Origin of the sequence: Serratia sp. NFX21, from assembly GCF_048517035.1 — a bacterium.
Lineage (GTDB): Bacteria > Pseudomonadota > Gammaproteobacteria > Enterobacterales > Enterobacteriaceae > Serratia > Serratia quinivorans.
Window position 1 is genome coordinate 1,631,916 of record NZ_CP183196.1, and the last position, 24,298, is coordinate 1,656,213.

Annotated in this window: 21 protein-coding genes, 1 pseudogene and 1 other annotated feature; of the genes and pseudogenes, 13 read left to right on the top strand and 9 right to left on the bottom strand. The window is 56.4% G+C overall.

Translation table 11 applies throughout. The features are described from left to right. The first annotated feature begins 66 nt into the window (after window positions 1-66). From dnaX to ACNT1W_RS07705, 10 genes are all read left to right on the top strand, one after another. Entirely contained in the window at window positions 67-2,019 is a 1,953-nt protein-coding gene (dnaX, locus tag ACNT1W_RS07660; RefSeq protein WP_012005574.1) for a DNA polymerase III subunit gamma/tau, read from the top strand. Continuing rightward, window positions 1,352-1,416, top strand: a sequence feature (DnaX frameshifting element). (Overlaps the previous gene by 65 nt.) Window positions 2,020-2,060: 41 nt before the next feature. Continuing rightward, window positions 2,061-2,390: a YbaB/EbfC family nucleoid-associated protein gene (locus ACNT1W_RS07665; RefSeq protein WP_012005575.1), complete on the top strand. Its 330-nt coding sequence runs from the start codon at window positions 2,061-2,063 to the stop codon at window positions 2,388-2,390. Beyond that, window positions 2,390-2,995, top strand: a complete 606-nt coding sequence (recR, locus tag ACNT1W_RS07670) for a recombination mediator RecR (RefSeq protein WP_012005576.1) — start codon at window positions 2,390-2,392, stop codon at window positions 2,993-2,995. Before ACNT1W_RS07665 ends, recR begins: the two co-directional genes overlap by 1 nt. A 135-nt stretch (window positions 2,996-3,130) precedes the next feature. Further along, window positions 3,131-4,996, top strand: coding sequence for a molecular chaperone HtpG (gene htpG, locus ACNT1W_RS07675; RefSeq protein WP_165366722.1), 1,866 nt, complete (start codon window positions 3,131-3,133; stop codon window positions 4,994-4,996). A gap of 203 nt (window positions 4,997-5,199) precedes the next feature. Then, entirely contained in the window at window positions 5,200-5,844 is a 645-nt protein-coding gene (adk, locus tag ACNT1W_RS07680; protein WP_012005578.1) for an adenylate kinase, read from the top strand. A 167-nt stretch (window positions 5,845-6,011) separates the two neighbouring features. Next, window positions 6,012-7,145, top strand: a complete 1,134-nt coding sequence (locus tag ACNT1W_RS07685; protein ID WP_419246598.1) for a sugar diacid recognition domain-containing protein — start codon at window positions 6,012-6,014, stop codon at window positions 7,143-7,145. A 118-nt stretch (window positions 7,146-7,263) separates the two neighbouring features. Then, on the top strand, window positions 7,264-8,529 hold the full coding sequence (locus ACNT1W_RS07690) for a GntP family permease (protein ID WP_012005580.1): 1,266 nt from the start codon (window positions 7,264-7,266) through the stop codon (window positions 8,527-8,529). 9 nt (window positions 8,530-8,538) lie between these two features. After that, window positions 8,539-9,687 carry a glycerate kinase gene (locus ACNT1W_RS07695; protein ID WP_218215515.1) on the top strand — a complete coding sequence of 383 codons (1,149 nt, stop codon included), beginning with the start codon at window positions 8,539-8,541 and terminating at the stop codon, window positions 9,685-9,687. 134 nt (window positions 9,688-9,821) lie between these two features. After that, window positions 9,822-10,784, top strand: a complete 963-nt coding sequence (hemH, locus tag ACNT1W_RS07700; protein ID WP_012005582.1) for a ferrochelatase — start codon at window positions 9,822-9,824, stop codon at window positions 10,782-10,784. Window positions 10,785-10,875: 91 nt separating this feature from the next. Further along, window positions 10,876-12,180 (top strand): inosine/guanosine kinase, encoded by a 1,305-nt coding sequence (locus ACNT1W_RS07705; protein WP_012005583.1) that lies wholly within the window; start codon window positions 10,876-10,878, stop codon window positions 12,178-12,180. A gap of 48 nt (window positions 12,181-12,228) precedes the next feature. Here ACNT1W_RS07705 and ybaL read toward each other — a convergent pair whose 3' ends face one another. Further along, window positions 12,229-13,920, bottom strand: coding sequence for a YbaL family putative K(+) efflux transporter (gene ybaL / locus ACNT1W_RS07710; RefSeq protein ID WP_419246599.1), 1,692 nt, complete (start codon window positions 13,918-13,920; stop codon window positions 12,229-12,231). A 245-nt stretch (window positions 13,921-14,165) separates the two neighbouring features. Beyond that, a complete protein-coding gene (locus tag ACNT1W_RS07715; RefSeq protein WP_115183122.1) occupies window positions 14,166-15,386 on the bottom strand; it encodes an MFS transporter in 1,221 nt (406 codons plus the stop codon). Between the two features lie 181 nt (window positions 15,387-15,567). Here ACNT1W_RS07715 and ushA point away from each other — a divergent pair, with 181 nt between their 5' ends. Continuing rightward, window positions 15,568-17,223, top strand: coding sequence for a bifunctional UDP-sugar hydrolase/5'-nucleotidase UshA (gene ushA / locus ACNT1W_RS07720; protein ID WP_012005586.1), 1,656 nt, complete (start codon window positions 15,568-15,570; stop codon window positions 17,221-17,223). A 38-nt stretch (window positions 17,224-17,261) separates the two neighbouring features. On the opposite strand, the gene ybaK is transcribed toward ushA, so the two are convergent. From ybaK to ACNT1W_RS07735, 3 genes and pseudogenes are all read right to left on the bottom strand, one after another. Continuing rightward, the gene (gene ybaK / locus ACNT1W_RS07725) at window positions 17,262-17,741 is read right to left on the bottom strand and encodes a Cys-tRNA(Pro)/Cys-tRNA(Cys) deacylase YbaK (RefSeq protein ID WP_012005587.1); all 480 of its coding nucleotides are present in this window, start codon (window positions 17,739-17,741) and stop codon (window positions 17,262-17,264) included. Window positions 17,742-17,966: 225 nt separating this feature from the next. Next, on the bottom strand, window positions 17,967-18,770 hold the full coding sequence (locus ACNT1W_RS07730) for a TraB/GumN family protein (RefSeq protein ID WP_012005588.1): 804 nt from the start codon (window positions 18,768-18,770) through the stop codon (window positions 17,967-17,969). A gap of 182 nt (window positions 18,771-18,952) precedes the next feature. Further along, window positions 18,953-19,150, bottom strand: a pseudogene (locus ACNT1W_RS07735) (cation transporter); the annotation flags it as partial. A gap of 105 nt (window positions 19,151-19,255) precedes the next feature. On the opposite strand from ACNT1W_RS07735, the gene cueR reads away from it, so the two are divergent. Continuing rightward, window positions 19,256-19,657 (top strand): Cu(I)-responsive transcriptional regulator, encoded by a 402-nt coding sequence (gene cueR, locus ACNT1W_RS07740; protein ID WP_012005590.1) that lies wholly within the window; start codon window positions 19,256-19,258, stop codon window positions 19,655-19,657. On the opposite strand, the gene ACNT1W_RS07745 is transcribed toward cueR, so the two are convergent. Continuing rightward, the gene (locus tag ACNT1W_RS07745; protein WP_012005591.1) at window positions 19,654-20,115 is read right to left on the bottom strand and encodes an NfeD family protein; all 462 of its coding nucleotides are present in this window, start codon (window positions 20,113-20,115) and stop codon (window positions 19,654-19,656) included. The genes cueR and ACNT1W_RS07745 overlap by 4 nt on opposite strands. Before the next feature lie 2 nt (window positions 20,116-20,117). Beyond that, window positions 20,118-21,023: an SPFH domain-containing protein gene (locus tag ACNT1W_RS07750; protein ID WP_017891872.1), complete on the bottom strand. Its 906-nt coding sequence runs from the start codon at window positions 21,021-21,023 to the stop codon at window positions 20,118-20,120. A gap of 364 nt (window positions 21,024-21,387) precedes the next feature. Here ACNT1W_RS07750 and cfa point away from each other — a divergent pair, with 364 nt between their 5' ends. Continuing rightward, window positions 21,388-22,539 (top strand): cyclopropane fatty acyl phospholipid synthase, encoded by a 1,152-nt coding sequence (cfa, locus tag ACNT1W_RS07755; RefSeq protein WP_012005593.1) that lies wholly within the window; start codon window positions 21,388-21,390, stop codon window positions 22,537-22,539. Between the two features lie 35 nt (window positions 22,540-22,574). Here cfa and ACNT1W_RS07760 read toward each other — a convergent pair whose 3' ends face one another. Continuing rightward, window positions 22,575-23,429, bottom strand: coding sequence for a co-chaperone YbbN (locus ACNT1W_RS07760; RefSeq protein WP_041418485.1), 855 nt, complete (start codon window positions 23,427-23,429; stop codon window positions 22,575-22,577). Window positions 23,430-23,509: 80 nt separating this feature from the next. Further along, a complete protein-coding gene (locus tag ACNT1W_RS07765) occupies window positions 23,510-24,286 on the bottom strand; it encodes an SDR family oxidoreductase (protein WP_218215522.1) in 777 nt (258 codons plus the stop codon). Between the last annotated feature and the right edge of the window lie 12 nt (window positions 24,287-24,298).

Below are 24,298 nucleotides of genomic sequence, written 5' to 3' on the forward strand. Positions count from 1 at the left end.
GCCTCGCGGATCGCCGCGGGGCTGTGTTAGCATGACCCTCCAGATTACTCGACTTTTCCGGTATTAATGAGCTATCAGGTTCTAGCCCGTAAGTGGCGCCCTCAAACGTTTGCAGATGTGGTCGGACAGGAACATGTCCTGACGGCACTGGCTAACGGCCTCTCGCTGGGGCGGATCCATCACGCCTATCTGTTCTCGGGTACGCGCGGCGTGGGTAAAACCACCATTGCGCGCCTGCTGGCCAAAGGCCTGAACTGTGAAACCGGCATCACCGCCACGCCGTGCGGTCAATGTGATAACTGCCGCGAGATTGAGCAGGGACGTTTTGTCGATCTGATCGAGATCGACGCCGCGTCCAGAACCAAGGTGGAAGATACCCGCGATCTGCTGGATAACGTCCAGTACGCCCCCGCCCGTGGCCGCTTCAAGGTTTACCTGATTGACGAAGTGCACATGCTCTCGCGTCACAGCTTCAATGCGCTGTTGAAAACGCTGGAAGAGCCGCCTTCGCACGTCAAATTCCTGTTGGCAACCACCGACCCGCAAAAGTTGCCGGTAACCATTTTGTCCCGCTGTCTGCAATTTCATCTGAAGGCGCTGGACGTCGATCAGATCCGCAGCCAGTTGGAAACGGTGCTGCAGGCAGAGCAGATCACCAGCGATCAGCGTGCGTTGCAGCTATTGGCGCGTGCCGCCGATGGCAGCATGCGTGATGCACTGAGCCTCACTGACCAGGCGATTGCCATGGGACAGGGGCAGGTGACCACCGCCACCGTCAGCCAAATGCTGGGCACGCTTGACGATGAACAGCCGCTGGCTATTCTCGAAGCGCTGGTCAGTGCCGATGGCGAAAAGGTGATGGCCCAGGTCGCGCAGGCTGCTTCGCGCGGTGTCGATTGGGAAAATCTGCTGATCGAGACGCTGGCGTTGCTGCACCGTATTGCGATGGTGCAGTTGCTGCCGTCGGTGTTGGATAATCATTACGCCGCCATTGAACAGCGGCTGCGTGAGCTGGCGCGTACCTTGCCGCCGACTGACGTACAGCTCTATTACCAAACGCTGTTGGTTGGCCGCAAAGAGCTGGCCTTTGCGCCGGATCGCCGCATGGGGGTTGAAATGACCCTGCTGCGCGCGCTGGCGTTTCATCCGAAGGCGATGATCCCCGAGCCGGTAGCCATGGTGCAGACTGCACCTGTGCAGATGGCTCAGCCGCAAGTTCAAGCGGCCCAGCCGCCACAGTTTCAGGACGCACCGCCGCCGTTAGGGCAGGTTGCACCGCAGAACAATCAGCAAGCGAATTTACCGGATGCCACCGCGCAATTATTAAAGGCGCGTACCCAACTGCTGAGGCAGCAGGGAGCATCCACAACAAAAAAGAGTGAACCGGCGGCGCCTGGAAAAGCGCGGCCGGCGAACTCGGCACTGGAGCGATTGGCTTCCGTGACTGAGCGCAGCCAGCAGCGCCAGGCGGAAAAGATCGTGCAGGAAAAACCGGCCAAGCCGGAGGCTTATCGCTGGCGCGCACTGACCGAGCCGGAGGCCGAACCGGAGCCGCTGGCTACGCCGAAAGCGTTGCGCACCGCGCTCGAGCATGAGAAAACGCCCGAGCTGTCGGCGAAGCTGGTGGTTGAATCGCTGGAACGCGACGCCTGGGCGGCGGAAATCGATAAGCTTAAAATCCCAAAACTGGTGCAGCAACTGGCATTAAACGCGGTTAAACAACAGTTGGAACCCGGTAAGATTTGTCTTCACCTGCGGTCGTCGCAGCGTCACCTGAATTCGCCTTCGGCGCAGAAGGTGCTGACCGATGCGCTCAGCGAGCTGTACGGTAGCCCGGTTGAGTTGACCGTGGTGGAAGACGATAATCCGGCGGAGCGGACTCCGCTGGAGTGGCGACAAGCCATTTATGAAGAAAAACTGGCGCAGGCGCGCCAGTCGATCGTTACGGATACCCATATTCAGACTTTGCGCCGTTTCTTCGACGCGGACCTGGATGAAGAGAGTATTCGCCCCATTTAAACGCTGCGTAAAGTGCGCGGCCCTAGCGACGAGAGACGACTATGTTTGGTAAAGGCGGTCTGGGCAACCTGATGAAGCAAGCCCAGCAAATGCAAGAAAAAATGCAGCAGATGCAGGAAGAAGTCGCCAAATTGGAAGTGACTGGCGAATCCGGTGCCGGCCTGGTGAAAGTCACCATCAATGGCGCGCACAACTGCCGTCGTGTGGAGATCGATCCGAGCCTGATGGAAGACGATAAAGATATGCTGGAAGACCTGATCGCTGCTGCGATCAACGACGCCGCACGTCGTATCGACGAAACCCAGAAAGAGAAAATGGCGTCTGTGTCCAATGGCATGCAACTGCCACCTGGCTTTAAGATGCCGTTCTGATGCAAACCAGCCCGCTCCTTGAAACATTGATGGAGGCGTTGCGTTGCCTGCCGGGCGTTGGCCCTAAGTCGGCGCAGCGCATGGCATTCCAACTGTTGCAGCGCGATCGCAGCGGTGGCATGCGTTTGGCGCAGGCGCTGACCCGCGCCATGTCGGAAATCGGTCACTGTGCCGATTGCCGCACCTTCACCGAGCAGGATATCTGCACCATCTGCGCCAATCCGCGCCGTCAACAAAACGGCCAGATCTGCGTGGTGGAAAGCCCGGCTGATATTCACGCCATCGAGCAGACCGGCCAGTTCGCCGGGCGCTACTTTGTGTTGATGGGCCACCTGTCGCCGATGGACGGCATTGGCCCAGGCGATATCGGTCTGGATCGGCTGGAGCAACGGCTGGAAAAAGAAAGCGTTACTGAAGTGATCCTGGCGACCAACCCGACGGTGGAAGGTGACGCAACCGCCAACTACATCGCCGAGATGTGTGGTCAGTATGGCGTAGTGGCCAGCCGCATTGCCCACGGCGTGCCGGTGGGTGGCGAGCTGGAGATGGTCGACGGCACCACGCTGTCGCATTCCCTGGCCGGTCGCCACGTTATCAAGTTCTGATGCTTAGCGGGGCCATCACGGCCCCGTTACTTTGCCAAAAAAATTCCCCCAGTCGCTTGAAAAACAATGCTCTGACCCCCACTTGATCCTCATTGTCCGATTTTGGTAGCTATATCTTTGAGGTAATCAATGAGTATGAAAGGTCAAGAAACCCGTGGTTTCCAGTCTGAAGTAAAACAACTGCTTCATTTGATGATTCATTCGCTGTACTCCAATAAAGAAATTTTCCTGCGCGAGCTGATCTCCAACGCCTCAGACGCCGCCGACAAGCTGCGTTTCCGCGCGCTGTCCGCGCCAGAGCTGTATGAAGGCGACGGCGAGCTGCGTGTGCGTCTTTCCTTCGATAAAGACCAGCGTACGCTGACCATTGCCGACAACGGCATTGGCATGAACCGCGAAGAAGTGATTGAAAACCTGGGCACCATTGCAAAATCAGGGACTAAAGCCTTCCTGGAGTCTATCGGCTCCGATCAGGCCAAAGACAGCCAACTGATCGGCCAGTTTGGCGTGGGCTTCTACTCCGCGTTCATCGTGGCGGATAAAGTCACCGTGCGTACCCGCGCAGCCGGTGCAGCCGCCGATCAGGGCGTGTTCTGGGAGTCCGTCGGTGAGGGCGATTACACCATTGCCGACGTCAGCAAAGAAGATCGCGGTACCGAAATCACCCTGCATCTGCGCGAAGGCGAAGATGAATATCTCGACGCCTGGCGTCTGCGTTCGGTGATCGGTAAATACTCCGACCACATCGCACTGCCGGTTGAGATTGAAACCAAAAACGAAGAAGACGGCACCGTCACCTGGGAAAAAATCAACAAGGCGCAGGCCCTGTGGACCCGTAGCAAGGCCGACGTCACCGACGAAGAATACAAAGAGTTCTACAAACACATTGCTCACGACTTTACCGATCCGTTGAGCTGGAGCCACAACCGGGTGGAAGGCAAGCAGGAATACACCAGCCTGCTGTATATCCCGGCCCAGGCCCCGTGGGACATGTGGAACCGCGATCACAAGCACGGTCTGAAACTGTATGTACAGCGCGTGTTTATCATGGACGAAGCTGAACAGTTCATGCCGAACTATCTGCGTTTCGTGCGTGGCCTGATAGATTCCAACGATCTGCCGCTGAACGTCTCGCGTGAAATTCTGCAAGACAGCCGTGTGACGCAAAACCTGCGTGGCGCGCTGACCAAGCGTGTGCTGCAGATGCTGGAAAAACTGGCCAAAGACGACGCGGAAGGCTACCAGAAGTTCTGGCAGCAGTTCGGCCTGGTGTTGAAAGAAGGCCCGGCGGAAGACGCGAACAATAAAGAAACCATCGCCAAACTGCTGCGTTTCGCCTCTACCCAGAGTGACAGCTCGGCGCAGACGGTTTCGCTGGAAGAGTACGTTGGCCGCATGGCCGAAGGGCAGGAGAAGATTTATTACATCACTGCCGACAGCTATGCCGCCGCCAAGAGCAGCCCGCACCTGGAACTGTTCCGCAAGAAAGGCATCGAGGTATTGCTGCTTTCTGACCGTATCGATGAATGGATGATGAGCTACCTGACCGAATTTGACGGCAAGCCGTTCCAGTCGGTCAGCAAGGCGGACGACGCGCTGGACAAACTGGCGGATGAAACCGAAGAGCAGAAGGCCGCTGAGAAGCAGCTGGAGCCTTTTGTTGACCGCGTGAAGACTCTGCTGGGCGATCGTGTGAAGGATGTGCGTCTGACGCACCGCTTGACCGATACGCCGGCTATCGTCATCACCGACGCCGATGAAATGAGCACCCAGATGGCAAAACTGTTTGCCGCTGCGGGCCAGGAAGCGCCGGCCGTGAAATACATTTTCGAATTGAATCCGGAGCATGCGCTGGTCAAACGCGCATCCGATGTGGGCGATAACGAACAATTCGCCGAGTGGATTGACCTGTTATTGGATCAGGCGCTGCTGGCCGAACGCGGCACGCTGGAAGACCCAAATCAGTTTATCCGCCGCATGAATAAGCTGTTGTCCGCATAATTTCGACCTTATACGCCTCTGACCTAAAGGTTGGAGGCGTTTTTTTTTGCTTTTCTCGCTGATTTTCAGCGTTTTACCCTCTTTTTTGCCCTTTCTGCTCCGCAATCGATTTCCTCGCGTACCTTGAGCCAGCCCCCCCTGAAATGGTATGGTTGAGCGTTTTCGCAATTTTATAAAAACTACATAGCAAGGGGATTTACGCAATGCGTATCATTCTGCTGGGCGCTCCGGGCGCTGGTAAAGGTACTCAGGCTCAATTCATCATGGAGAAATACGGTATTCCGCAAATCTCTACTGGTGATATGTTGCGCGCAGCCGTGAAGGCCGGCAGTGAACTGGGCAAGCAGGCGAAAGAAATCATGGATGCCGGCAAGCTGGTAACCGATGAACTGGTCATTGCACTGGTTAAAGAACGCATCACCCAGGAAGACTGCCGTAACGGCTTCCTGCTGGACGGTTTCCCACGCACTATTCCACAGGCTGACGCGATGAAAGAAGCCGGCATCAACGTGGATTATGTGCTGGAATTCGACGTGCCGGACGAACTGATCGTTGATCGCATCGTTGGTCGCCGCGTGCATGCGCCATCTGGCCGCGTGTACCACGTTAAATTCAATCCGCCGAAGGTGGAAGGCAAAGACGACGCAACCGGCGAAGACCTGACGACCCGTAAAGACGATCAGGAAGAAACCGTGCGCAAACGTCTGGTTGAATACCACCAGATGACGGCACCGTTGATTTCCTACTACAGCAAAGAAGCTGCAGCAGGCAACACCCAATACCGTAAAATCGACGGCACCCGTAAAGTGACCGAAGTGAGCGCTGAACTGGCGACCATCCTCGGCTGATCGGTTTTTCATTGCGGTGTATAGCGCCAGGCCTTATCGGTCTGGCGTTTTTTTTGCTATTTTCCAGCCGAACTGTGATCGCCGTGGCTTGTTGAGCCAGTGCGCTTTAATCACCCGCGATAAATGACGTATAACTGCCTCCATAATCACCCATGGGGACTCTCCTGATGCTCAGAACCACCAATTTGCTGGCAGAATCCACCGCGCGCCAGATCGTGCAGCGGGCGATGGGCATCATCAATCATTCCGTCAACGTTATGGACAGCAACGGTGTCATCATTGCCTCCGGTAATCCCTCACGCCTGTTCCAGCGCCATGAGGGCGCGGTGCTGGCGCTAACCGAGAACCGGGTAGTGGAAATTGATGCGGTGACCGCAGCGCATCTTAAAGGGGTACGGCCAGGCATTAACCTGCCATTTAGCTTTCGCAGCCAGCAGGTGGGGGTGATCGGCATTTCCGGCGAACCCACCCAGGTGCGCGCCTATGCCGAACTGGTAAAAATGGCGGCTGAGCTGATGGTGGAGCAGGCGGCATTATTGAGCCAAAACCAGTGGGAAAAGCGTTATCGCGAGGAACTGGCGAATCAGTTGTTGCAGCCGCAGCCGGCATCGGCCTCGCTGGAGTCGATGGCTGCCTATCTGGGCCTGGATCTGCAACTGCCGCGTATCGTCTGGATCCTGGAGTTACAGGATCCTCAGCCGAATTTATTGCGTGAACTGCTGGCGGAACTGGAACACAGCCAGCGTGAGGCGCTGCTCGCCATCACCGGCCTCAACGAAATGGTCCTGCTGCGGCCCGCCAGTCTGGTGCAGGGGGAATGGAGTTTGAAACAGGAGCGCAAACAGGTGCAGCAGTTGCAAAGCCAGCTCCAGTCGCGTTTCAACCTGCGTTTGATTATCGGCGGCTTCTTTAGCGGTGAGGCGGGGCTGCACCGTTCTAACCTGACCGCTCGCGCCACCCAGGCGATGGCGCAGCGGTTGAAACTGCGCCACAAGACGCTGTTCTACCAAGATTACCCGCTGCCGTCATTGCTGTGCGATTTGGGGGAAGACTGGCGTGCGCAGGAGCTTTCACGCCCCTGGCAGATCCTGGGGGCCAGTGATGAAAAAGGCGTACTGCGCAGCACCCTGCGGCACTATTTTTCGCGGAATTGTGATCAGACGCAGACTGCCACTGAGCTGCATATTCACGTCAATACCCTGCGCTATCGCCTGCAGCGCATTGAGGCGATTACTGGATTGAAAATCAATCAGTTAACTGATGCCTTGCAGTTATACATCGGCATGCTGATGCACCACTGAGTTGTGTAAAACCACAACTTTACGGCGCGCCAGCCGGTGGGTTTTTGTGACTTCTTCTCACGCTAATGTTCGGCGCTCAGGATATGTTTTCCCCACACCAACAACGGGGAAAATAATAATGACAACGGTATCCACATTGGGGGCGCTGGTGGCATTGGTCGTCGCTATCGTTCTGATTTTACGCAAGGTTCCGCCAGCCTACGGCATGATTGCCGGTGCGCTGGCCGGTGGGCTATGTGGCGGCGCCGATCTGGTACAGACCGTGACGCTGATGATCACCGGCGCTCAGGGCATCACCAACGCCGTAATGCGCATTCTGGCCGCGGGGGTATTGGCCGGGGTGCTGATTGAGTCCGGCGCGGCGCACACCATTGCTGAAACCATTGTCCGCAAGGTCGGGGAAACCCGTGCGCTGCTGGCGCTGGCGATAGCTACACTGATCCTTACGGCGGTTGGGGTATTTATCGACGTGGCGGTGATCACCGTAGCGCCGATCGCTCTCTCCATTGCCCAGAAGGCCGGGATCTCGCGCGGTGCCATCCTGTTGGCGATGATCGGTGGCGGCAAGGCCGGTAACGTGATGTCACCCAATCCGAACACCATTGCGGCCGCCGATAACTTCCATGTGCCGCTGACCTCGGTAATGATGGCCGGCATCGTGCCTGGCCTGTGTGGACTGGTGGTGGCCTATCTGCTGGCCCGGCGCTTGAGCAACAAGGGGGACAAGGTGCTGGCAGAGGAACTGACGCAGCATGCTGAGGGTTCTCGCCCAGGCTTTGCGGCGGCGATCAGCGCGCCGTTGGTTGCCATTGTGTTGCTGTCACTGCGGCCGATCGCCGGTATCGCCGTCGATCCGCTGATTGCGTTACCGGCCGGCGGATTGGTGGGAGCGTTATTGATGGGACGCATTCGCCAGTGTAATCAGTTTATGGTTTCTGGCCTGAGCCGCATGGCTCCGGTGGCGATTATGCTGCTCGGCACCGGTACGCTGGCGGGCATTATCGCCAACTCGGCGCTGAAGGACGCGTTGATTAACGGATTGACCCACACCGGTATGCCGGCCTGGCTGCTGGCCCCGCTGTCCGGCGCATTGATGTCGATGGCAACCGCTTCCACCACCGCCGGTACCGCCGTGGCATCCGGCGTATTCAGCAGCACCTTGCTGGAGCTGGGCGTCAGCGGGTTGGCGGGGGCGGCGATGATCCATGCCGGTGCCACGGTGCTGGATCACCTGCCACACGGCAGTTTCTTCCACGCCACCGGCGGCAGCGTCAATATGGTGGTGCATCAACGGCTGAAATTACTGCCGTATGAAACCCTGATCGGCTTCACCATTGCCGCCGTCTCGGCGTTGATGTTTGGCGTATTTAATCTGGCAGGATAAGGAATACTGATGAAAACGCTGAAAAAAGTGGTAATTGCCCCAGACTCGTTTAAAGAGAGCCTGAGTGCGATGGCGGTGGCTGAGGCCATCGAGCGCGGATTCCGCCAGATTTACCCGCAGGTGCAGTATGTGAAATTGCCGATGGCGGACGGCGGCGAAGGCACGGTGGATTCGATGGTGGCGGCCACCGGCGGAGAAATCGTCAGGGTTGAGGTCACCGGCCCGTTGGGCCAGCCAGTCTCTGCCTTTTACGGCTTGCTGGGGGAGGGGGAAACTGCCGTTATCGAGATGGCGGCCGCTTCCGGCCTGCATTTGGCGCCCAAGGGACAGCGCGATCCGCGTATTACCACCAGTTACGGTACCGGTGAACTGATCCTGGCGGCGCTGGAACACGGCGTGAAGACGATTATTCTGGGTATCGGCGGGAGTGCCACCAACGACGGGGGGGCCGGTATGATGCAGGCGCTGGGGGCCAGGCTGCTGGATGACCAACAGCAACCGCTGCCGCCGGGTGGCGCGGCACTGGCCCGGTTAGCGCAAATTGATCTTTCAGCGGTAGACCCTCGCCTGCAGCAGGTGAGCGTAACGGCTGCCTGTGACGTGGATAACCCGTTATGTGGCCCTCATGGGGCTTCGGCGGTGTTTGGCCCGCAGAAGGGCGCAACGCCGGAGATGGTGACGCAGTTGGATGCGGCACTAAGCCATTTCGGCAGTTTGCTGCAGCAGGCTACCGGCCGCGAGGTGCTCAACGCACCGGGCGCCGGAGCGGCGGGCGGAATGGGGGCGGCCTTGCTCGGCATGCTCAACGCTCGCTTACGGCCAGGAATTGAGATCGTGATTGAAACTTTGCGGCTGGAAGAGGCGCTTCGCGACGCCGATCTGGTGATCACCGGAGAGGGGCGACTGGATAGCCAGTCGATCCACGGCAAAACGCCGATTGGCGTGGCAAGGGTTGCCAAACGCCATGGCTTGCCGGTGATCGGCATCGCCGGCAGCCTGTCGAAAGATTATCAGGTGGTGCACCAGCATGGCATTGACGCTGCTTTTTCGGTACTTGACCGTGTCGTCACGCTGGAAGAAGCCCTGACTGACGCGGCCGATAATCTTGAGGTCACGGCCCGCAATGTGGCGGCGGTCTGGAAGCTGGCGCAATCCTGAGGTTCATACTCTTTACCTGTTGCTGATATCGGTTCCGATGAGGCGCTTTTCCGTTACAATAGGTGCCATTAATTCACGTTAACCCCCTGACCCAGAACGGGGGGTTAGCTTGCAAGGAACCAAGGGGAACTGTGATGAAGCAAGAGAAACACGGAGTATTGCTGGTGAACCTGGGCACGCCGGATGCTCCGACCTCGTCGGCGGTAAAACGCTATCTAAAGGAATTCCTCAGTGACGACCGCGTGGTGGATACGGCCCCCCTGATTTGGTGGCCGATCCTCAACGGCGCCATCTTGCCGATCCGTTCACCGCGGGTCGCCAAGTTGTATCAGTCGGTATGGATGGACGAAGGTTCTCCGTTGCTGGTTTACAGCCGCCGCCAGCAGCGCGCGTTGGCCGCACGTATGCCCAACACGCCGGTTGAACTGGGTATGAGCTACGGCTCCCCAAGCCTGGCCGAGGCGATTGACAAGCTGCTGGCGCAAGGCGTGACCAATCTGGTGGTGTTGCCGCTGTACCCGCAATACTCCTGCTCGACCAGCGCCGCGGTATGGGACGGAGTGGCCCGGATACTGAAAGGCTACCGTCGCCTGCCGTCAGTGAGCTTTATCCGCGACTATGCCGAGCACCCGGCCTACATTGCCGCGCTGCGCCAAAGCGTTGAGCATTCGTTTGCCGAGCATGGTCAGCCGGATCGGCTGGTGTTGTCATTCCATGGCATTCCCAAGCGCTATGCGCGTCTGGGCGACGATTATCCGCAGCGTTGCGAGGACACGTTACGTGCCCTGACGGCGACGTTACCGCTGGCACCGGAGCGGGTGATGATGACTTATCAGTCGCGCTTTGGTCGTGAGCCCTGGCTGACGCCTTATACCGACGAGACCCTCAAAGGCCTGCCGGCTCAGGGTGTTAAACATATTCAGCTTATCTGCCCCGGTTTCTCTGCGGACTGCCTGGAAACGCTGGAGGAGATCAAAGAGCAAAACCGCGAGATCTTCCTTAAGGCCGGCGGTGAGAAGTTCGAGTACATTTCAGCGCTCAACGACGAGCCGGCGCACATTGATATGATGCAGCAACTGGTGGCACAGCGCTTCTGATCCTCAGAACGCAAAATGGTGACGGCCATCATCAATCGGGCAGGAATGTGCTAACATTCTCTGCCTGTTAACTGCCACTGCCGCCAATTAAATGAAATTTCCTGGTAAACGTAAGTCCAAACACTATTTTCCGGTGAACGCCCGCGATCCGCTCTTGCAGCAGGCTCAGCCCGAAAATGAAATCAGCACCTCTTATGTCGTCGGTATTGACCAGACGCTGGTGGATATCGAAGCCAAAGTGGACGACAGCTTCGTCCAGCGCTATGGCCTGAGTCTGGGGCATTCTCTGGTGATCGAGGATGACGTCGCCGAGGCGCTGTATCAGGAATTGATCGACAACAATTTAATCACCCATCAGTTTGCCGGCGGTACCATCGGCAATACTTTGCACAACTATTCAGTGCTGGCGGATGACCGCTCGGTGCTGCTCGGCGTGATGTGCAGCAATATCAAGATTGGCAGCTACGCCTACCGCTATCTGTGCAATACCTCCAGCCGTACCGATCTTAACCATCTGCAGGCGGTTGACGGTGCTATTGGTCGCTGCTTCACGCTGATCGGTGAAAGCGGTGAGCGCACCTTCGCCATCAGCCCAGGGCAGATGAATCAACTGCGGCCGGAAAGCGTGACGGAAGAGGTGATTGCCGGTGCCTCGGCATTGGTGCTGACGTCCTATCTGGTGCGTTGCAAGGAAGGTGAGCCGATGCCGGCGGCGACCATGCAGGCGATCGAGTTTGCCAAAAAGCACGATGTACCGGTGGTACTGACGCTCGGCACCAAGTACGTGATCGCCGACAACCCGCAGTGGTGGCGCGACTTCCTGAAACAGCACGTTTCTATTCTGGCGATGAACGAAGATGAAGCGCTGGAGCTGACCGGGCTGAGCGATCCGCTGACCGCTTCTGACATGGCGCTGGAATGGGTCGATCTGGTGTTGTGTACCGCCGGGCCAAGTGGTTTGTATATGGCGGGTTACACCGAAGAGGCCAACAAGCGAGAAACTCAGCATCCGCTGTTGCCGGGGCATATTGCCGAATTCAACCGCTATGAGTTCAGCCGCGCGATGCGTCGTGAAAGCTGCGAGAACCCGTTCCGCATCTATTCGCACATTGCACCCTATATGGGCGGGCCGGAAAAAATCATGAACACCAACGGTGCCGGTGATGGGGCGCTGTCAGCGCTGCTGCATGATATTGCCGCCAACGGTTTTCACCGCAATAACGTGCCGAACTCCAGCAAGCACGTTCGCAGTTACCTGACTTACTCCTCGTTAGCGCAGGTGTGTAAATATGCCAACCGCGTCAGCTATCAGGTACTGAACCAGCATTCACCGCGTCTGACGCGTGGCCTGCCGGAACGAGAGGACAGCCTGGAAGAGTCTTACTGGGAACGGTAAAAACAAAAAGGTCCGGCTCGCCGGACCTTTTTTACATCGCTTGTCACATCAAATCGGGCAGCCGCCCATTTTCTCTTCTTCAGTCAGCGTATCCAACTTAAGGATATTCAGCATGCTGTTGGCGATTTCCCGTTCTCCCATCACCACCTGATTCGCCCCACGATCTGAGATATAGGATACTTCGTCATCGTAGTGTGCCCGGGCGATAATCTCGATGTTGGGCCGCTTGGTTCGCGCAGAGGCTACGATCTCACCGGCCTCGTAACCATTGGGGATGGTCAACAACAGCCAGCGTGCGCAGTCCAGGCGTGCCAGATCCATCACTTCCGGATTGGCGGCGTTGCCCAGCACCGTTTTAATGCCCTGTTCACGCAATGCTTCAACCCGTGGCCGTGAGTTTTCGATCACTACCAGCGGAATACCGGATTCGGCCAGCTTGGCCCCCAACAGACTGCCGACGCGGCCATAGCCAACCACCAACGCGTGGTTGCACATATCGACCGGGATCTGCTTCTCGTCCTCTACCGCTTCTTCCAGGATTTGGTCTTCTATGGTCTCGGTCTTGGCCAGATAACGTTCGAGCAGGGTGAACAGCAGCGGGTTAAGCATGATCGACAAAATAGCCCCGGCCAGCACCAGATTACGGCCGTGCTCCGACATCATGCCCAGCGTGATCCCAAGCCCTGCCAGGATGAAGGCAAACTCGCCAATCTGCGCCAGGCTGGCGGAGATGGTCAGCGCGGTGCGTTTGGAGTGGCCGAACATTTTCACCAGCAGGAATGCGGCCGCCGATTTACCGAACACGATAATCGCCAGCGTTGCCAGCACCGCCAGAGGCTCATTGATCAGGATCATCGGATCAAACAGCATGCCGACCGAGACAAAGAACAGTACGGCGAAGGCATCGCGCAGCGGTAAGGTGTCGTGGGCCGCTCGATGGCTTAGCTCAGACTCATTGAGCACCATACCGGCAAAGAATGCCCCCAGGGCAAAGGAAACATCGAACAGTTTCACCGCGCCATAGGCAATACCGAGTGCCAATGCCAACACCGCCAGGGTAAAGAGCTCACGTGAACCGGTACTGGCGGTTTTCGCCAGGATCCACGGCACCAGGCGACGGCCAACCACAATCATCAGCGCGATAAAGGCGATGACTTTACCAATGGTCACTGCCAACTCAATCAGTAACTGGCCGCTGCTGGCGTTGTTATTGCCCAGCATATTGCCGAACGCCGGCAGCAATACCAGCGTCAGCACCATCGCCAGGTCTTCTACGATCAGCCAGCCGATGGCGATTTGCCCACGCTGGCTATCAATCAACTGACGCTCTTCCAGCGCACGCAGCAGTACCACGGTACTGGCGGTGGATAAGCAAAGCCCGAACACCAGACCGGAAATCAAATCCCAGCCGAGCAGTTTTGATAACCCTATACCCAGCAAGGTGGCAACGGCAATCTGGGCCACGGCACCGGGAATGGCGATATGTTTTACTGCGAGGAGGTCTTTAAGAGAGAAGTGGAGGCCAACACCAAACATCAACAAAATCACGCCGATTTCCGCCAGTTCCGGAGCCAGCGAGGTGTCGGCAACAAAACCGGGGGTAAAAGGGCCGGCGAGCACGCCTGCGGCAAGGTACCCGACCAGCGGGGAGATGCGCAGGCGATTCGCCAGCATTCCGAGGAGGAAGGCGAGGACCAAGCCTCCGACAATGGTGGTGATTAACGGTGTTGAATTATGCATCCAGACTCCTTCTAGCTATGCATTGCAGCAGAGGGGAAACGCAACAGAGTTACGAAAAGATACATTTAGTTTATTGCATTTGTTCGCGACGTGCTTAGCTAAATATAGCTATTTTGCGAAAAAGCAGAGGATTCCGCTTTTGGTGTGCCAATGAGGAGATTTAACACTTAATAAGCCAAATAATATGGATTTGTGTGGGGGATGACCCGGTTTGGCGATGAATTCAAACCGGGCCTGTAGCAGGGTTATTGTGAGTTATGCTCCATATTGGGCAGCAATGCGGTAATAATGCCGATCAGTGGCAGGAAAGCACAGATTTGGTAGACCAGCTCGATACTGGTCAAATCTGCGACATAACCAAGAACTGCCGCACCTAATCCGCCCATGCCAAAAGCAAAACCGAAGAATAAACCGGAAACCATGCCCACTTTGCCTGGGATCAGTTCCTGAGCGTAAACCAGAATGGCAGAAAACGCCGAAGCGAGTATTACCCCAATAAACACCGTTAAAATGCCGGTCCAGTACAGAGATGCATAGGGTAAAACAAGCGTAAAGGGTGCTGCACCAAGGATTGAGCCCCAAATAACACGTTTTCGACCTATCTTGTCGCCAAGAGGCCCGCCGATAATGGTGCCTGCGGCTACGGCGAACAGGAAGGCGAACAGATGAAATTGGGCGTTTTGCACTGAAACACCGAACTTGTGCATCAGATAAAAGGTGTAATAACTGCTAATGCTGGCCAGATAGAAGTATTTGGAGAAAATCAGCACCAGCAGGATGCCAATGGCATAGGTAACCGTACGTTTCGGCAGCGGTTTCACCAAAGAGGCCGTTTTAGGCTGGCCTTTTGTTGCCCGATGCTGTTGTTGATACCATTTACTGACCTGCAATAGCACCACAATCGCCAGCAGCGCTGCCAGGGAGAACCAGGCGACGTTACCCTTGCCGTAAGGCGCGATAATCAGCGCCGCCAGCAGTGGCCCGAGGGAACTGCCAAAGTTACCGCCCACCTGGAACAGTGACTGTGCCAGGCCATGTCGGCCACCGGAGGCCATCCGCGCCACTCGGGAGGATTCCGGATGGAATACCGAAGAGCCGGTACCGACCAATGCCGCCGCCAACAGCACCAGCGGGAAGGTGTTGGCCACGGACAGCAGCAGTAGCCCGCACAGGGTAAAACCCATGCCGATGGGCAGCGAATACGGCTGTGGATGTTTATCCGTGTAGTAACCAATCAGCGGCTGCAATAAGGACGCCGTGAGCTGGTAGGTCAGAGTAATCATGCCGATCTGCACGAAGCTGAGGCTGAAGTCAGCCTGCAGGATTGGGTAAATCGCCAGGATCAGCGATTGAATCATGTCGTTGAGCAGGTGAGAGACGCTGATGGCACCGAGAATCGAGAAAGCAGTCCCTTTAACCGCACTGCCCTTGGCCTGTGGCAGGGCGGTTTCGCTACGGTCGGTCATTTTATTATTAGCCTGGTAAGTTTTAGAGGACAGAGCAGATATCTTAGGCAAGTTGTTCAATATTTACCATATCCGACATAATTTGACGCACATCGCAAAAATTTGAAATTAGTTGCCTTTGTTTCGCGCTACAATTTCGGCCATCTCAAAAAAGCAGTTAAATATCATATGGAGTTCCGCCATGCGCTTTTCGTTAAAGACCACCGCATGCGCTTTGGCCGTGTCCCTGACTTTCCTGTCGGGAGCCGCCAGCGCCTGGGAAAAGGATAAGACCTACGACATCACCATTTTGCATACCAACGATCACCACGGCCATTTCTGGCAGAACGACCACGGTGAATATGGTCTGGGCGCACAAAAAACGCTGGTGGACGGCATTCGCCAGGAGGTCGCGGCCAAGGGCGGTAGCCTGTTGCTGCTGTCGGGCGGTGATATTAATACCGGCGTACCGGAATCCGATCTGCAGGATGCCGAGCCGGACTTCCGCGGCATGAATCTGGTGGGCTATGACGCGATGGCGATCGGCAACCATGAATTCGACAATCCGCTCAGCGTGTTGCGCCAGCAGGAGAAGTGGGCCACTTTCCCGCTGCTGTCGGCCAACATCTATCAGAAAAGCACCCAGCAGCGCCTGTTCAAACCCTATGCCTTGTTCGATAAGCAGGGCATCAAGATCGCGGTGATCGGCCTGACTACCGATGACACCTCCAAGATTGGCAACCCGGAATATTTCACCGACATTGAGTTCCACGTACCGGCACAGGAAGCCAAACAGGTGGTGGAGCAACTGCGCAAGGAAGAGAAACCGGACGTGATCATCGCCGCGACCCACATGGGCCATTACGATGACGGCAACCATGGCTCCAATGCACCCGGTGACGTAGAAATGGCGCGCAGCCTGCCTGCCGGTTATCTGGATATGATCGTCGGTGGCCACTCGCAGGATCCGGTTTGTATGGCCGGTGAAAACCACAAGCAGGTGGATTATGTGCCGGGCACCCCGTGCTCGCCGGATCGTCAGAACGGCACCTGGATCGTGCAGGCGCATGAGTGGGGCAAGTACGTGGGCCGTGCCGACTTCCAGTTCCGTAACGGCGAACTGAAGCTGGTGCATTATCAGCTGATCCCGGTCAATCTCAAGAAGAAGGTAGAGAAAGCCGACGGCACCAGCGAGCGCGTGTATTACACCCAGCAGATCGCGGAAGATGCGTCGATGATGAAACTGCTGACGCCGTTCCAGGAAAAGGGCAAGGCGCAGCTGGACGTTAAAATTGGCAGCGTCAATGGCAAGCTGGAAGGCGATCGCAGTAAGGTGCGCTTTGTTCAGACCAACCTGTCACGCGTGCTGCTGGCAGCGCAGATGGAACGTGCCGAGGCCGACTTTGCCGTAATGAGCGGGGGCGGGGTACGTGACTCGATTGAAGCCGGTGACATTACCTATAAAAACGTGTTGAAGGTACAGCCGTTTGGCAACACGCTGGTTTACGTCGAAATGAAAGGCAGCGAGGTGGAGAAATACCTGGCGGTGGTGGCTAATATGAAAGTGGATTCCGGCGCCTATGCACAGTTTGCCAACGTCAGCCTGACGGCGGACGGCAAGCAGGGCGTCAGCAATGTCAAAATCAAAGGCGAGCCGCTGCAGGCGGATAAAACTTACCGTATGGCCACGCTGAACTTCAATGCGCTGGGCGGTGACGGTTATCCGAAGCTGGATACTTTGCCAAGCTACGTCAACACCGGCTTTATCGATGCCGAAGTACTGAAACAGTACATTGAGAAGCACTCACCGCTGGATGCGGCGGCCTATGAGCCGAAGGGCGAGATTGTTTATCAGTAAGTCGTCAGCGGGGGAGGCGTAAGTCTCCCCCTATCGATTCAGTCGCGCTTGGCGATATCGGCGAAGCTGCCGGCCAGCAGCCGACAAAGATCCTCTGCCGCCAGCTCAATGTCCAACCCGCGTTTGCCGCCGGAGACGTAAATGGTGGCGAACTGCTGTGCCGGGCTGTCAATCACCGTAGGCAGGCGCTTTTTTTGCCCCAGCGGGCTGATGCCGCCCACCAGATAACCGGTGACGCGCTGCGCCAGTACGGGATCGGCCATTTCGGCCTTTTTCGCCCCCAGTGCGCGGGCAACCTTCTTCAAATCCAATTGCCCAGCAACCGGCGTGACGGCCACCGCCAGATGTTTGGCATCGCCGTTCAGCGCCACCAGCAGCGTTTTATAGACGCGGTCGGCATCCAGTCCGAGCTTTTTCACCGCTTCATCACCGAAATTGGTTTCGGCACTGTCGTGATGATAGGAATGAAGAGTAAAGGCGACTTTTTGTTTCTCTAGCAGAATCACTGCGGGCGTCATTTGTTTTCCTATTTCTCCCACTGCTCAAGGTTGCAACGGGATGCAACAAAATTACAAAAATATAACGGTAACAGCAACCTGAGCAACGGCAGCGTAATGCGGGTTGCCAAGATGTTCACTCGGTTGCTACCCTGTCTATTGTAACCGTTAACAGGGTTACAATGCGTATAACTACAATACAAGAAATTCCTCTTTGACTGGCCAGTAGCGATATTGGCCACTTTTTTACTGCCCCTGCAGCATTGCCGGCAGATTATCCTCGCCGTACAGATGCAGCGCACCCACCGCTACCACGTAGTTGCCGGCCGGTAACGCCTCCAGTTTTTGTCGCCAATCGCGATTGCGCTGATGCATCAGCACGTCGTAAAGATCGGCACTGAAAGTGGCTGGCAGGGTTTCCAACATACCGCTGGGTTTCGCGTCCAGCCACCAGCTCACCATGGTTTGCAGCAGCCGAGCGTTGGTATGCCAGTGTTCCAGCGTATCACGCAGCAGGGCCATGCCCCCTTCCGGTAACTGCTCCAGCATCGCCATTTGCTGCTGCGCGCCTTCCAGTTCGATCACCTTTTTATGCTGTGCTCTGGCCGCTTGCAGCAGTTGATAATCCACCCCGTATTCAGCGCGCAACCCCAAACGCTGAGCCTGGCGGGCCTGCATCATTAGCGCCACCTGCCAGCCGGGCAGGGTTGAAAAGGTTGCTGCATCGGTGCCCAGTTCCTGACACAGCGTCAGTAACTGCTGAAATTCGGGTTCAGAGAGCCGTTGATCAAGTTCTGCTTGTTGTTCTATATGGTCAAACGGCGAGGCGGAGCCGGTAATATCGGCTTCAACAATCAAGGCATCTGCCTGCTTGAGGCGTGCGGCCAGTTTGGCCGGCAGCGGAGACATATCTACCGTACCCATATGAATGCTGCCGACCAGATGGAACTGACGATCGCCAGGCAGTCGAATATCCAGCGCCGGATAGGCGTAGGTCATGGGAGAGATCAGACCGAGAAAGGCGGCGATGCGGCGTAACAGTTGACCCATACAGCGTGGCTCCTGAATAACTTGTTCGCCTTTCAGCTTGAAAGGTGAGGGGCGTAACATTTACCCCATGCTAAACGCTATCAGGCAGACAAGAAAGTCTGAAGAGTGAAGGAATTATCCCAAAGAAAAAAGGGCGCATTGATGTGCGCCCCGTGGTCTTGGCTCGGCCTATGGGGAGGTTAGGCAAGGGTGGCTTGATAACCGGCCTGTTCCACCGCGTTAATCAGCATTTGTGGCGCGACATCGCCGGTTACTTTGGCGCTATCAAGGGCGACTTCCACGGCGCTAACGCCAGGCACGGCTTCTAAAGCTTTACGTGTGCTACTAACACAATGCATGCAGGTCAGCCCCTGCAATGCCAGTACGGTAATTTGTGACATGGTTCGATTCCTCTCAAGAACGGTGTTTAAAGGTTGACCGCTTTACCTGTTTTCACTAAGAATGAAGGATAAACCTTCCAGCAAGGGGAAGGTCAAGGAGTGAAAATGAATATCAGCGACGTAGCGAAAAAAACCGGTTTAACCAGCAAGGCCATTCGCTTTTATGAAGAGAAAGGGCTGGTGACTGCGCCGATCCGTACCGACAACGGCTATCGCAGCTACAGCCCGAAGCACATCGAAGAACTGACGCTGCTGCGCCAGGCACGGCAGGTGGGATTTAATCTGGATGAATGTCGTGAGCTGGTGGCGTTGTTTAACGATCCGGCCCGCCACAGCGCCGATGTGAAAGCGCGCACGCTGCAAAAAGTGGCGGATATTGAAAAGCACATCGCCGAACTCGGTGAGATGCGCCAGCGTTTGGTGGCGCTGGCGGATCAATGTCCGGGTGATGACGGAGCCGAGTGCCCAATCATTAACAACCTGGCGGGCTGTTGCCATAAGCATTAACGGGCAATGGCGCGGATCACCAAAGTTATGCCCTCGACGGCAATGACTTCTACTTCGGTGCCCACCGCCAGGTCTTCACTGGCCTGCGCGCGCCAGCTGCTGTCGCCGATGTTAATACGACCCATACCGTTGTGCATGGGTTCGGTCAGTGTAGCGCGGGTGCCAATCAACTGACGATTGCGTTGGTTAAGCACCTGCGAACCGCTGGAAGCCGCTGCCGGGCGCTGGCGCAGCCAGTACCACCACAGGTAGGCCACCACCACGGTCAGTACGGCAAAAATCACCCCCTGCCACTCCCAGGCCAGCTGCGGCAGCAGCCAGACGATGGCGCCGACCACCACCGCCGATACGCCACTCCATAACAGGTAACCGCTGGCACCGAGCATTTCCGCCGCCAGCAGCAGCCCGCCAAGGGAAAGCCAAAACCAGTGCGGGTTTGCTGCAATTTGTTCGAGCATGATTACTTGCCTTTGTTGTCTTTCAACAGTTCGGCAATGCCACCAATGGAACCGAGCAGGCTGCTGGCGTCCAGCGGCATCATGATGACTTTACTGTTGTTGGCAGAGCCGATTTTTTGCAGCGCATCGGTGTATTTTTGTGCCACAAAGTAGTTCACCGCCTGGATATTACCGCTGGCGATAGCGTCGGAAACCAGTTGAGTGGCTCGCGCTTCCGCTTCAGCGGCACGTTCACGGGCTTCGGCCTGCAGGAACGCCGACTGACGTTCACCTTCCGCCTTGAGGATTTGCGACTGTTTGTCGCCTTCGGCACGCAGGATGGCGGCCTGACGCACACCTTCGGCCTCCAGAATATCCGCACGCTTGGTTCGCTCGGCCTTCATCTGGGCGTTCATTGCCGAGATTAACTCTGCCGGTGGACGTACGTCACGGATCTCGATACGGGTGATTTTAATGCCCCACGGATTGGTGGCTTCGTCGACGATATGCAGCAGGCGGCTGTTGATGCTGTCACGCTGCGAGAGAATTTCGTCCAGCTCCATGGAGCCGAGCACGGTACGGAAGTTGGTCATGGTCAGGTTGACGATCGCCAGTTCCAGATTGCTGACTTCATAAGCGGCACGTGCCGGATCGACGACCTGGATAAAACACACCGCATCGATGGCCACGTTGGCGTTGTCGCGCGAGATAATTTCCTGTGAAGGAATATCCAGCACCTGCTCCATCATATTAATTTTTCTGCCGATGCGGTCCATAAAGGGCACCACCAGGTTTAAACCGGGCATCAGCGTTTTGGTGTAGCGGCCGAAGCGTTCCACCGTCCATTGGAACCCCTGGGGAACAATTTTGACGCCGGCGAATACGATGATCAGTGCGACGACAATCACGATGGGAATAAGGGTAAACATGGCAAACCTCCTGTCAGACATATGTAAACAGATATTACGCCAGCTAGAGTGCAAAGACTAATATACCCGTCATCTTTCAAGTTGCAGCGTTGTTATCTGCACTAGCTCACCCCAGTTACTTACTTGAGTAAGCGCCTGGGGATGAGCGAGTTGGCCGCCTAGCTGCAACTTGAAAGCTATAGGGTATAATCAGAGGTGTTGTGCCATTAACATTCCAAATTGGCATGTTTCCAATAATTTTAATTCATTTCATGACGTTGTCCGTCTTGGCTAGAGTAAAAAGCATTGCCGCTTTTCACTTCGAATATTTGTCATTTTTATTTGCGACTATGCTTTTTGAAATGACATTTCTCCAAGGATTGTTATGGACTCAATCAGTGTTGATGAACTCGCCCCAAAAAAAGATCGTTGGTATCGCATTGTGGAGGAATTACTGTCCGCTGCCGGTATTGCCATCAATGGCAACCGTGCCTGCGATATCAAGGTACACAACCCGGCGTTGTTTAAACGTATTTTGCAGGAGGGGTCGCTCGGGTTCGGTGAAAGCTACATGGACGGCTGGTGGGACTGCGAGCGGTTGGACGCATTATTCACCCGCGTCCTGCAGGCCGGCGTTGATGAACGCTTGCCAAAAAATCTGAGCGACATTGCGCGCATCGCCTATACCCGGCTGTTCAACCTTCAGTCACGCAAACGCGCCTGGCAGGTGGGTAAAGAACATTACGATATCGGCAACGATCTGTTCCGTGCGATGCTCGATCCCTATATGCAATATTCCTGCGGTTACTGGAAAGAGGCCGATACGCTGGAGCAGGCGCAGTTGGCCAAGCTGAAAATGATCTGCGAGAAACTGCAGTTGAAACCGGGCATGTCGTTGCTGGATATCGGCTGTGGCTGGGGTGGGCTGGCGCAGTATGCCGCGGAAAACTACGGCGTAACAGTGCATGGTGTGACCATTTCCGCCGAGCAGCAAAAACTGGCGCAGGAGCGCTGCGCCGGTCTTGAGGTCGAAATTGTGCTGCAGGATTACCGTGACTTGAACCGCCAGTTTGATCGTATTGTTTCAGTTGGTATGTTTGAACACGTGGGGCCGAAAAACTACGACACTTACTTCCGTGTTGCCGCGCGTAATCTTAAGCCCGACGGTTTGTTCCTGCTGCACACCATTGGCGCCAACCAAACCAATCTTCACGTCGATGCCTGGATAAACAAGTACATCTTCCCCAATGGCTGTCTGCCTTCGGTGCGCCATATTGCCCAAGCCAGCGAAGGGCGCTTTGTGATGGAGGATTGGCACAATATCGGCGCCGATTACGATCGCACGCTGATGGCCTGGTATGAGAATTTTAAACAGGCGTGGCCGATGCTGTCCGAGGGCTATTCTGAACGTTTCGAGCGGATGTTCACCTATTACCTGAACGCCTGCGCCGGAGCATTCCGCTCGCGTGATATTCAGCTGTGGCAGGTGTTGTTCAGCCCGAAAGGCGTTGAAGGTGGGGCACGGGTTTACCGTTGAGAAGGGAGGGGCGCAGCGGACTGCGCCCCGAACTATCAGTACAACAGCGAATACAGCTGACGGCGGTATTTGGCGGCCAGCGCATCGCCGGTGCCCAGTGCGGCCAGAATATCCATCAATGTTTTACGCGCGCTGCCGTTGGCGGCGGCGAGATCTTTCTTCAGATGCCCGATCAACAGCTCCAGCGCTTCTTCATTGCGCCCAACCTGATGCAGTTGCAGCGCCAGCTGCACGGCTAAATCGACGTTCTCCGGCTGTTGATCCACTTGCTGTTGCAACAGCTGAATTTCCGGCGTATCAGCGGCCTGTTTCAGCAGTTCAATCTGCGCCAGCAGGCCCTGATAACGGGTATCTTTATCCTGCAACGGAATGGTCGCCAGCACGGCTTCGGCCTCTTCAGTGCGGTTCAGCGCGATCTGGGTTTCCGCCAGCGTCAAACCGATATCACTGCGTTGCTGGCTCGCTTGCCAGGCGTCTTTCAACAGCGGCAGCGCTTCTGCCGCATTGCCTTCGGCCAACAGCTCGGTCGCCTGCGCCAGTTTCAAATCTTCTTCCTTCGGCAGGAAACGCTGCAGGAATTCACGGATCATCTCTTCCGGCTGCGGGCCCTGGAAACCGTCTACCGGCTGACCGTCTTTGAACAGATATACCGTCGGCAGCGAGCGCAGGCCGAATTGAGCGGCGATGGCCTGCTCGGCGTCGCAATCCACTTTTGCCAGCAGGAACTGGCCGGCATATTCCGCCGCCAGCTTATCGAGTATCGGGGTGAGTTGCAGACAGTGTTGGCTGCGATCCGACCAGAAGTAGAACACCACCGGCATGGACATTGACTGTTCCAGCGTCTGGTGCAGGTTTGTTTCGTTAATATCAACAACAGCTTGAGCTAGCATGTAATTTTCTCTCTGATCTTGCGGAGCCATTGGCTTTTAGATGGGGGCGGGACGGCATTCTTCAACCCCGGGTAGCCAAATTAACCGTTGCTGCGTAACACCCAGTCCAGACAGCGGCCGGGCAGGATGCGGCGTAATACGCTGAGCGCGTGCGCCAGCAGGGTCACCGGATACCGCAGCTTGGCCCTTGGGCTTTCCAGCGCGTGGCGCAGTTTGGGCAAAATGGCTTCCGGTGGTAGCGTGAGGCGTTTGGCAATGCCGGGGTTGTGCACCGGTTTGTCGCTCTGCGCCTGATTGACGTTCTGGGTAAAGTGGGTGGTGAGCGGGCCGGGTTCAATCAGGCTGACCTGAACACCGGTGCCGTGCAGCTCCATCCGCAGCGCGTCGGACCAGGCTTCCAGCGCAAACTTGCTGGCGGCGTAGGCACCACGCCCGGCGCTGGACACCAGCCCCATCACCGAACTGGTCTGAATAATACGCCCCTCGCCGTGCGGCAGCATCGCCGGCAACAGCAACTGGGTTAATTGATGGGTGCCGAACAGATTGGTGGCGAATTGGCGTTCCAATTGCTGCCGCGAAATGCTGCTCAGCGGGCCGTAAACGCCAAAACCGCCGTTGTTGAACAGGCCATACAGGCGGCCGCCGGTCAGTTCGATCACCTGTGCGGCGGCGCGTTCGACGCTGTCACTGTCGTCCAGATCCAGCTCAATGCCTTCCAGCCCAAGCTGACGCATATTTTCAACGTCCTGCGGCTTGCGACAGGCGGCCAGCACCCGGTAGCCACGGTTACGCAGATCCTGCGCGGCAATCAATCCAATCCCGCTGGAACAGCCGGTTATCAATACTGCTTTTTGCATAACTTTACCTAG

Coding starts and splice junctions, on each gene's coding strand:
- cfa (WP_012005593.1), top strand. CDS start 21,388: ATGGACTCAATCAGTGTTGATGAACTCGCCCCAAAAAAAGATCGTTGG.
- ybaK (WP_012005587.1), bottom strand. CDS start 17,741: ATGACGCCCGCAGTGATTCTGCTAGAGAAACAAAAAGTCGCCTTTACT.
- htpG (WP_165366722.1), top strand. CDS start 3,131: ATGAAAGGTCAAGAAACCCGTGGTTTCCAGTCTGAAGTAAAACAACTG.
- ushA (WP_012005586.1), top strand. CDS start 15,568: ATGCGCTTTTCGTTAAAGACCACCGCATGCGCTTTGGCCGTGTCCCTG.
- cueR (WP_012005590.1), top strand. CDS start 19,256: ATGAATATCAGCGACGTAGCGAAAAAAACCGGTTTAACCAGCAAGGCC.
- ACNT1W_RS07730 (WP_012005588.1), bottom strand. CDS start 18,770: ATGGGTCAACTGTTACGCCGCATCGCCGCCTTTCTCGGTCTGATCTCT.
- ACNT1W_RS07765 (WP_218215522.1), bottom strand. CDS start 24,286: ATGCAAAAAGCAGTATTGATAACCGGCTGTTCCAGCGGGATTGGATTG.
- hemH (WP_012005582.1), top strand. CDS start 9,822: ATGAAGCAAGAGAAACACGGAGTATTGCTGGTGAACCTGGGCACGCCG.
- recR (WP_012005576.1), top strand. CDS start 2,390: ATGCAAACCAGCCCGCTCCTTGAAACATTGATGGAGGCGTTGCGTTGC.
- ACNT1W_RS07760 (WP_041418485.1), bottom strand. CDS start 23,429: ATGCTAGCTCAAGCTGTTGTTGATATTAACGAAACAAACCTGCACCAG.
- ACNT1W_RS07695 (WP_218215515.1), top strand. CDS start 8,539: ATGAAAACGCTGAAAAAAGTGGTAATTGCCCCAGACTCGTTTAAAGAG.
- adk (WP_012005578.1), top strand. CDS start 5,200: ATGCGTATCATTCTGCTGGGCGCTCCGGGCGCTGGTAAAGGTACTCAG.
- ACNT1W_RS07745 (WP_012005591.1), bottom strand. CDS start 20,115: ATGCTCGAACAAATTGCAGCAAACCCGCACTGGTTTTGGCTTTCCCTT.
- ACNT1W_RS07685 (WP_419246598.1), top strand. CDS start 6,012: ATGCTCAGAACCACCAATTTGCTGGCAGAATCCACCGCGCGCCAGATC.
- ACNT1W_RS07715 (WP_115183122.1), bottom strand. CDS start 15,386: ATGACCGACCGTAGCGAAACCGCCCTGCCACAGGCCAAGGGCAGTGCG.
- ybaL (WP_419246599.1), bottom strand. CDS start 13,920: ATGCATAATTCAACACCGTTAATCACCACCATTGTCGGAGGCTTGGTC.
- dnaX (WP_012005574.1), top strand. CDS start 67: ATGAGCTATCAGGTTCTAGCCCGTAAGTGGCGCCCTCAAACGTTTGCA.
- ACNT1W_RS07705 (WP_012005583.1), top strand. CDS start 10,876: ATGAAATTTCCTGGTAAACGTAAGTCCAAACACTATTTTCCGGTGAAC.
- ACNT1W_RS07690 (WP_012005580.1), top strand. CDS start 7,264: ATGACAACGGTATCCACATTGGGGGCGCTGGTGGCATTGGTCGTCGCT.
- ACNT1W_RS07750 (WP_017891872.1), bottom strand. CDS start 21,023: ATGTTTACCCTTATTCCCATCGTGATTGTCGTCGCACTGATCATCGTA.
- ACNT1W_RS07665 (WP_012005575.1), top strand. CDS start 2,061: ATGTTTGGTAAAGGCGGTCTGGGCAACCTGATGAAGCAAGCCCAGCAA.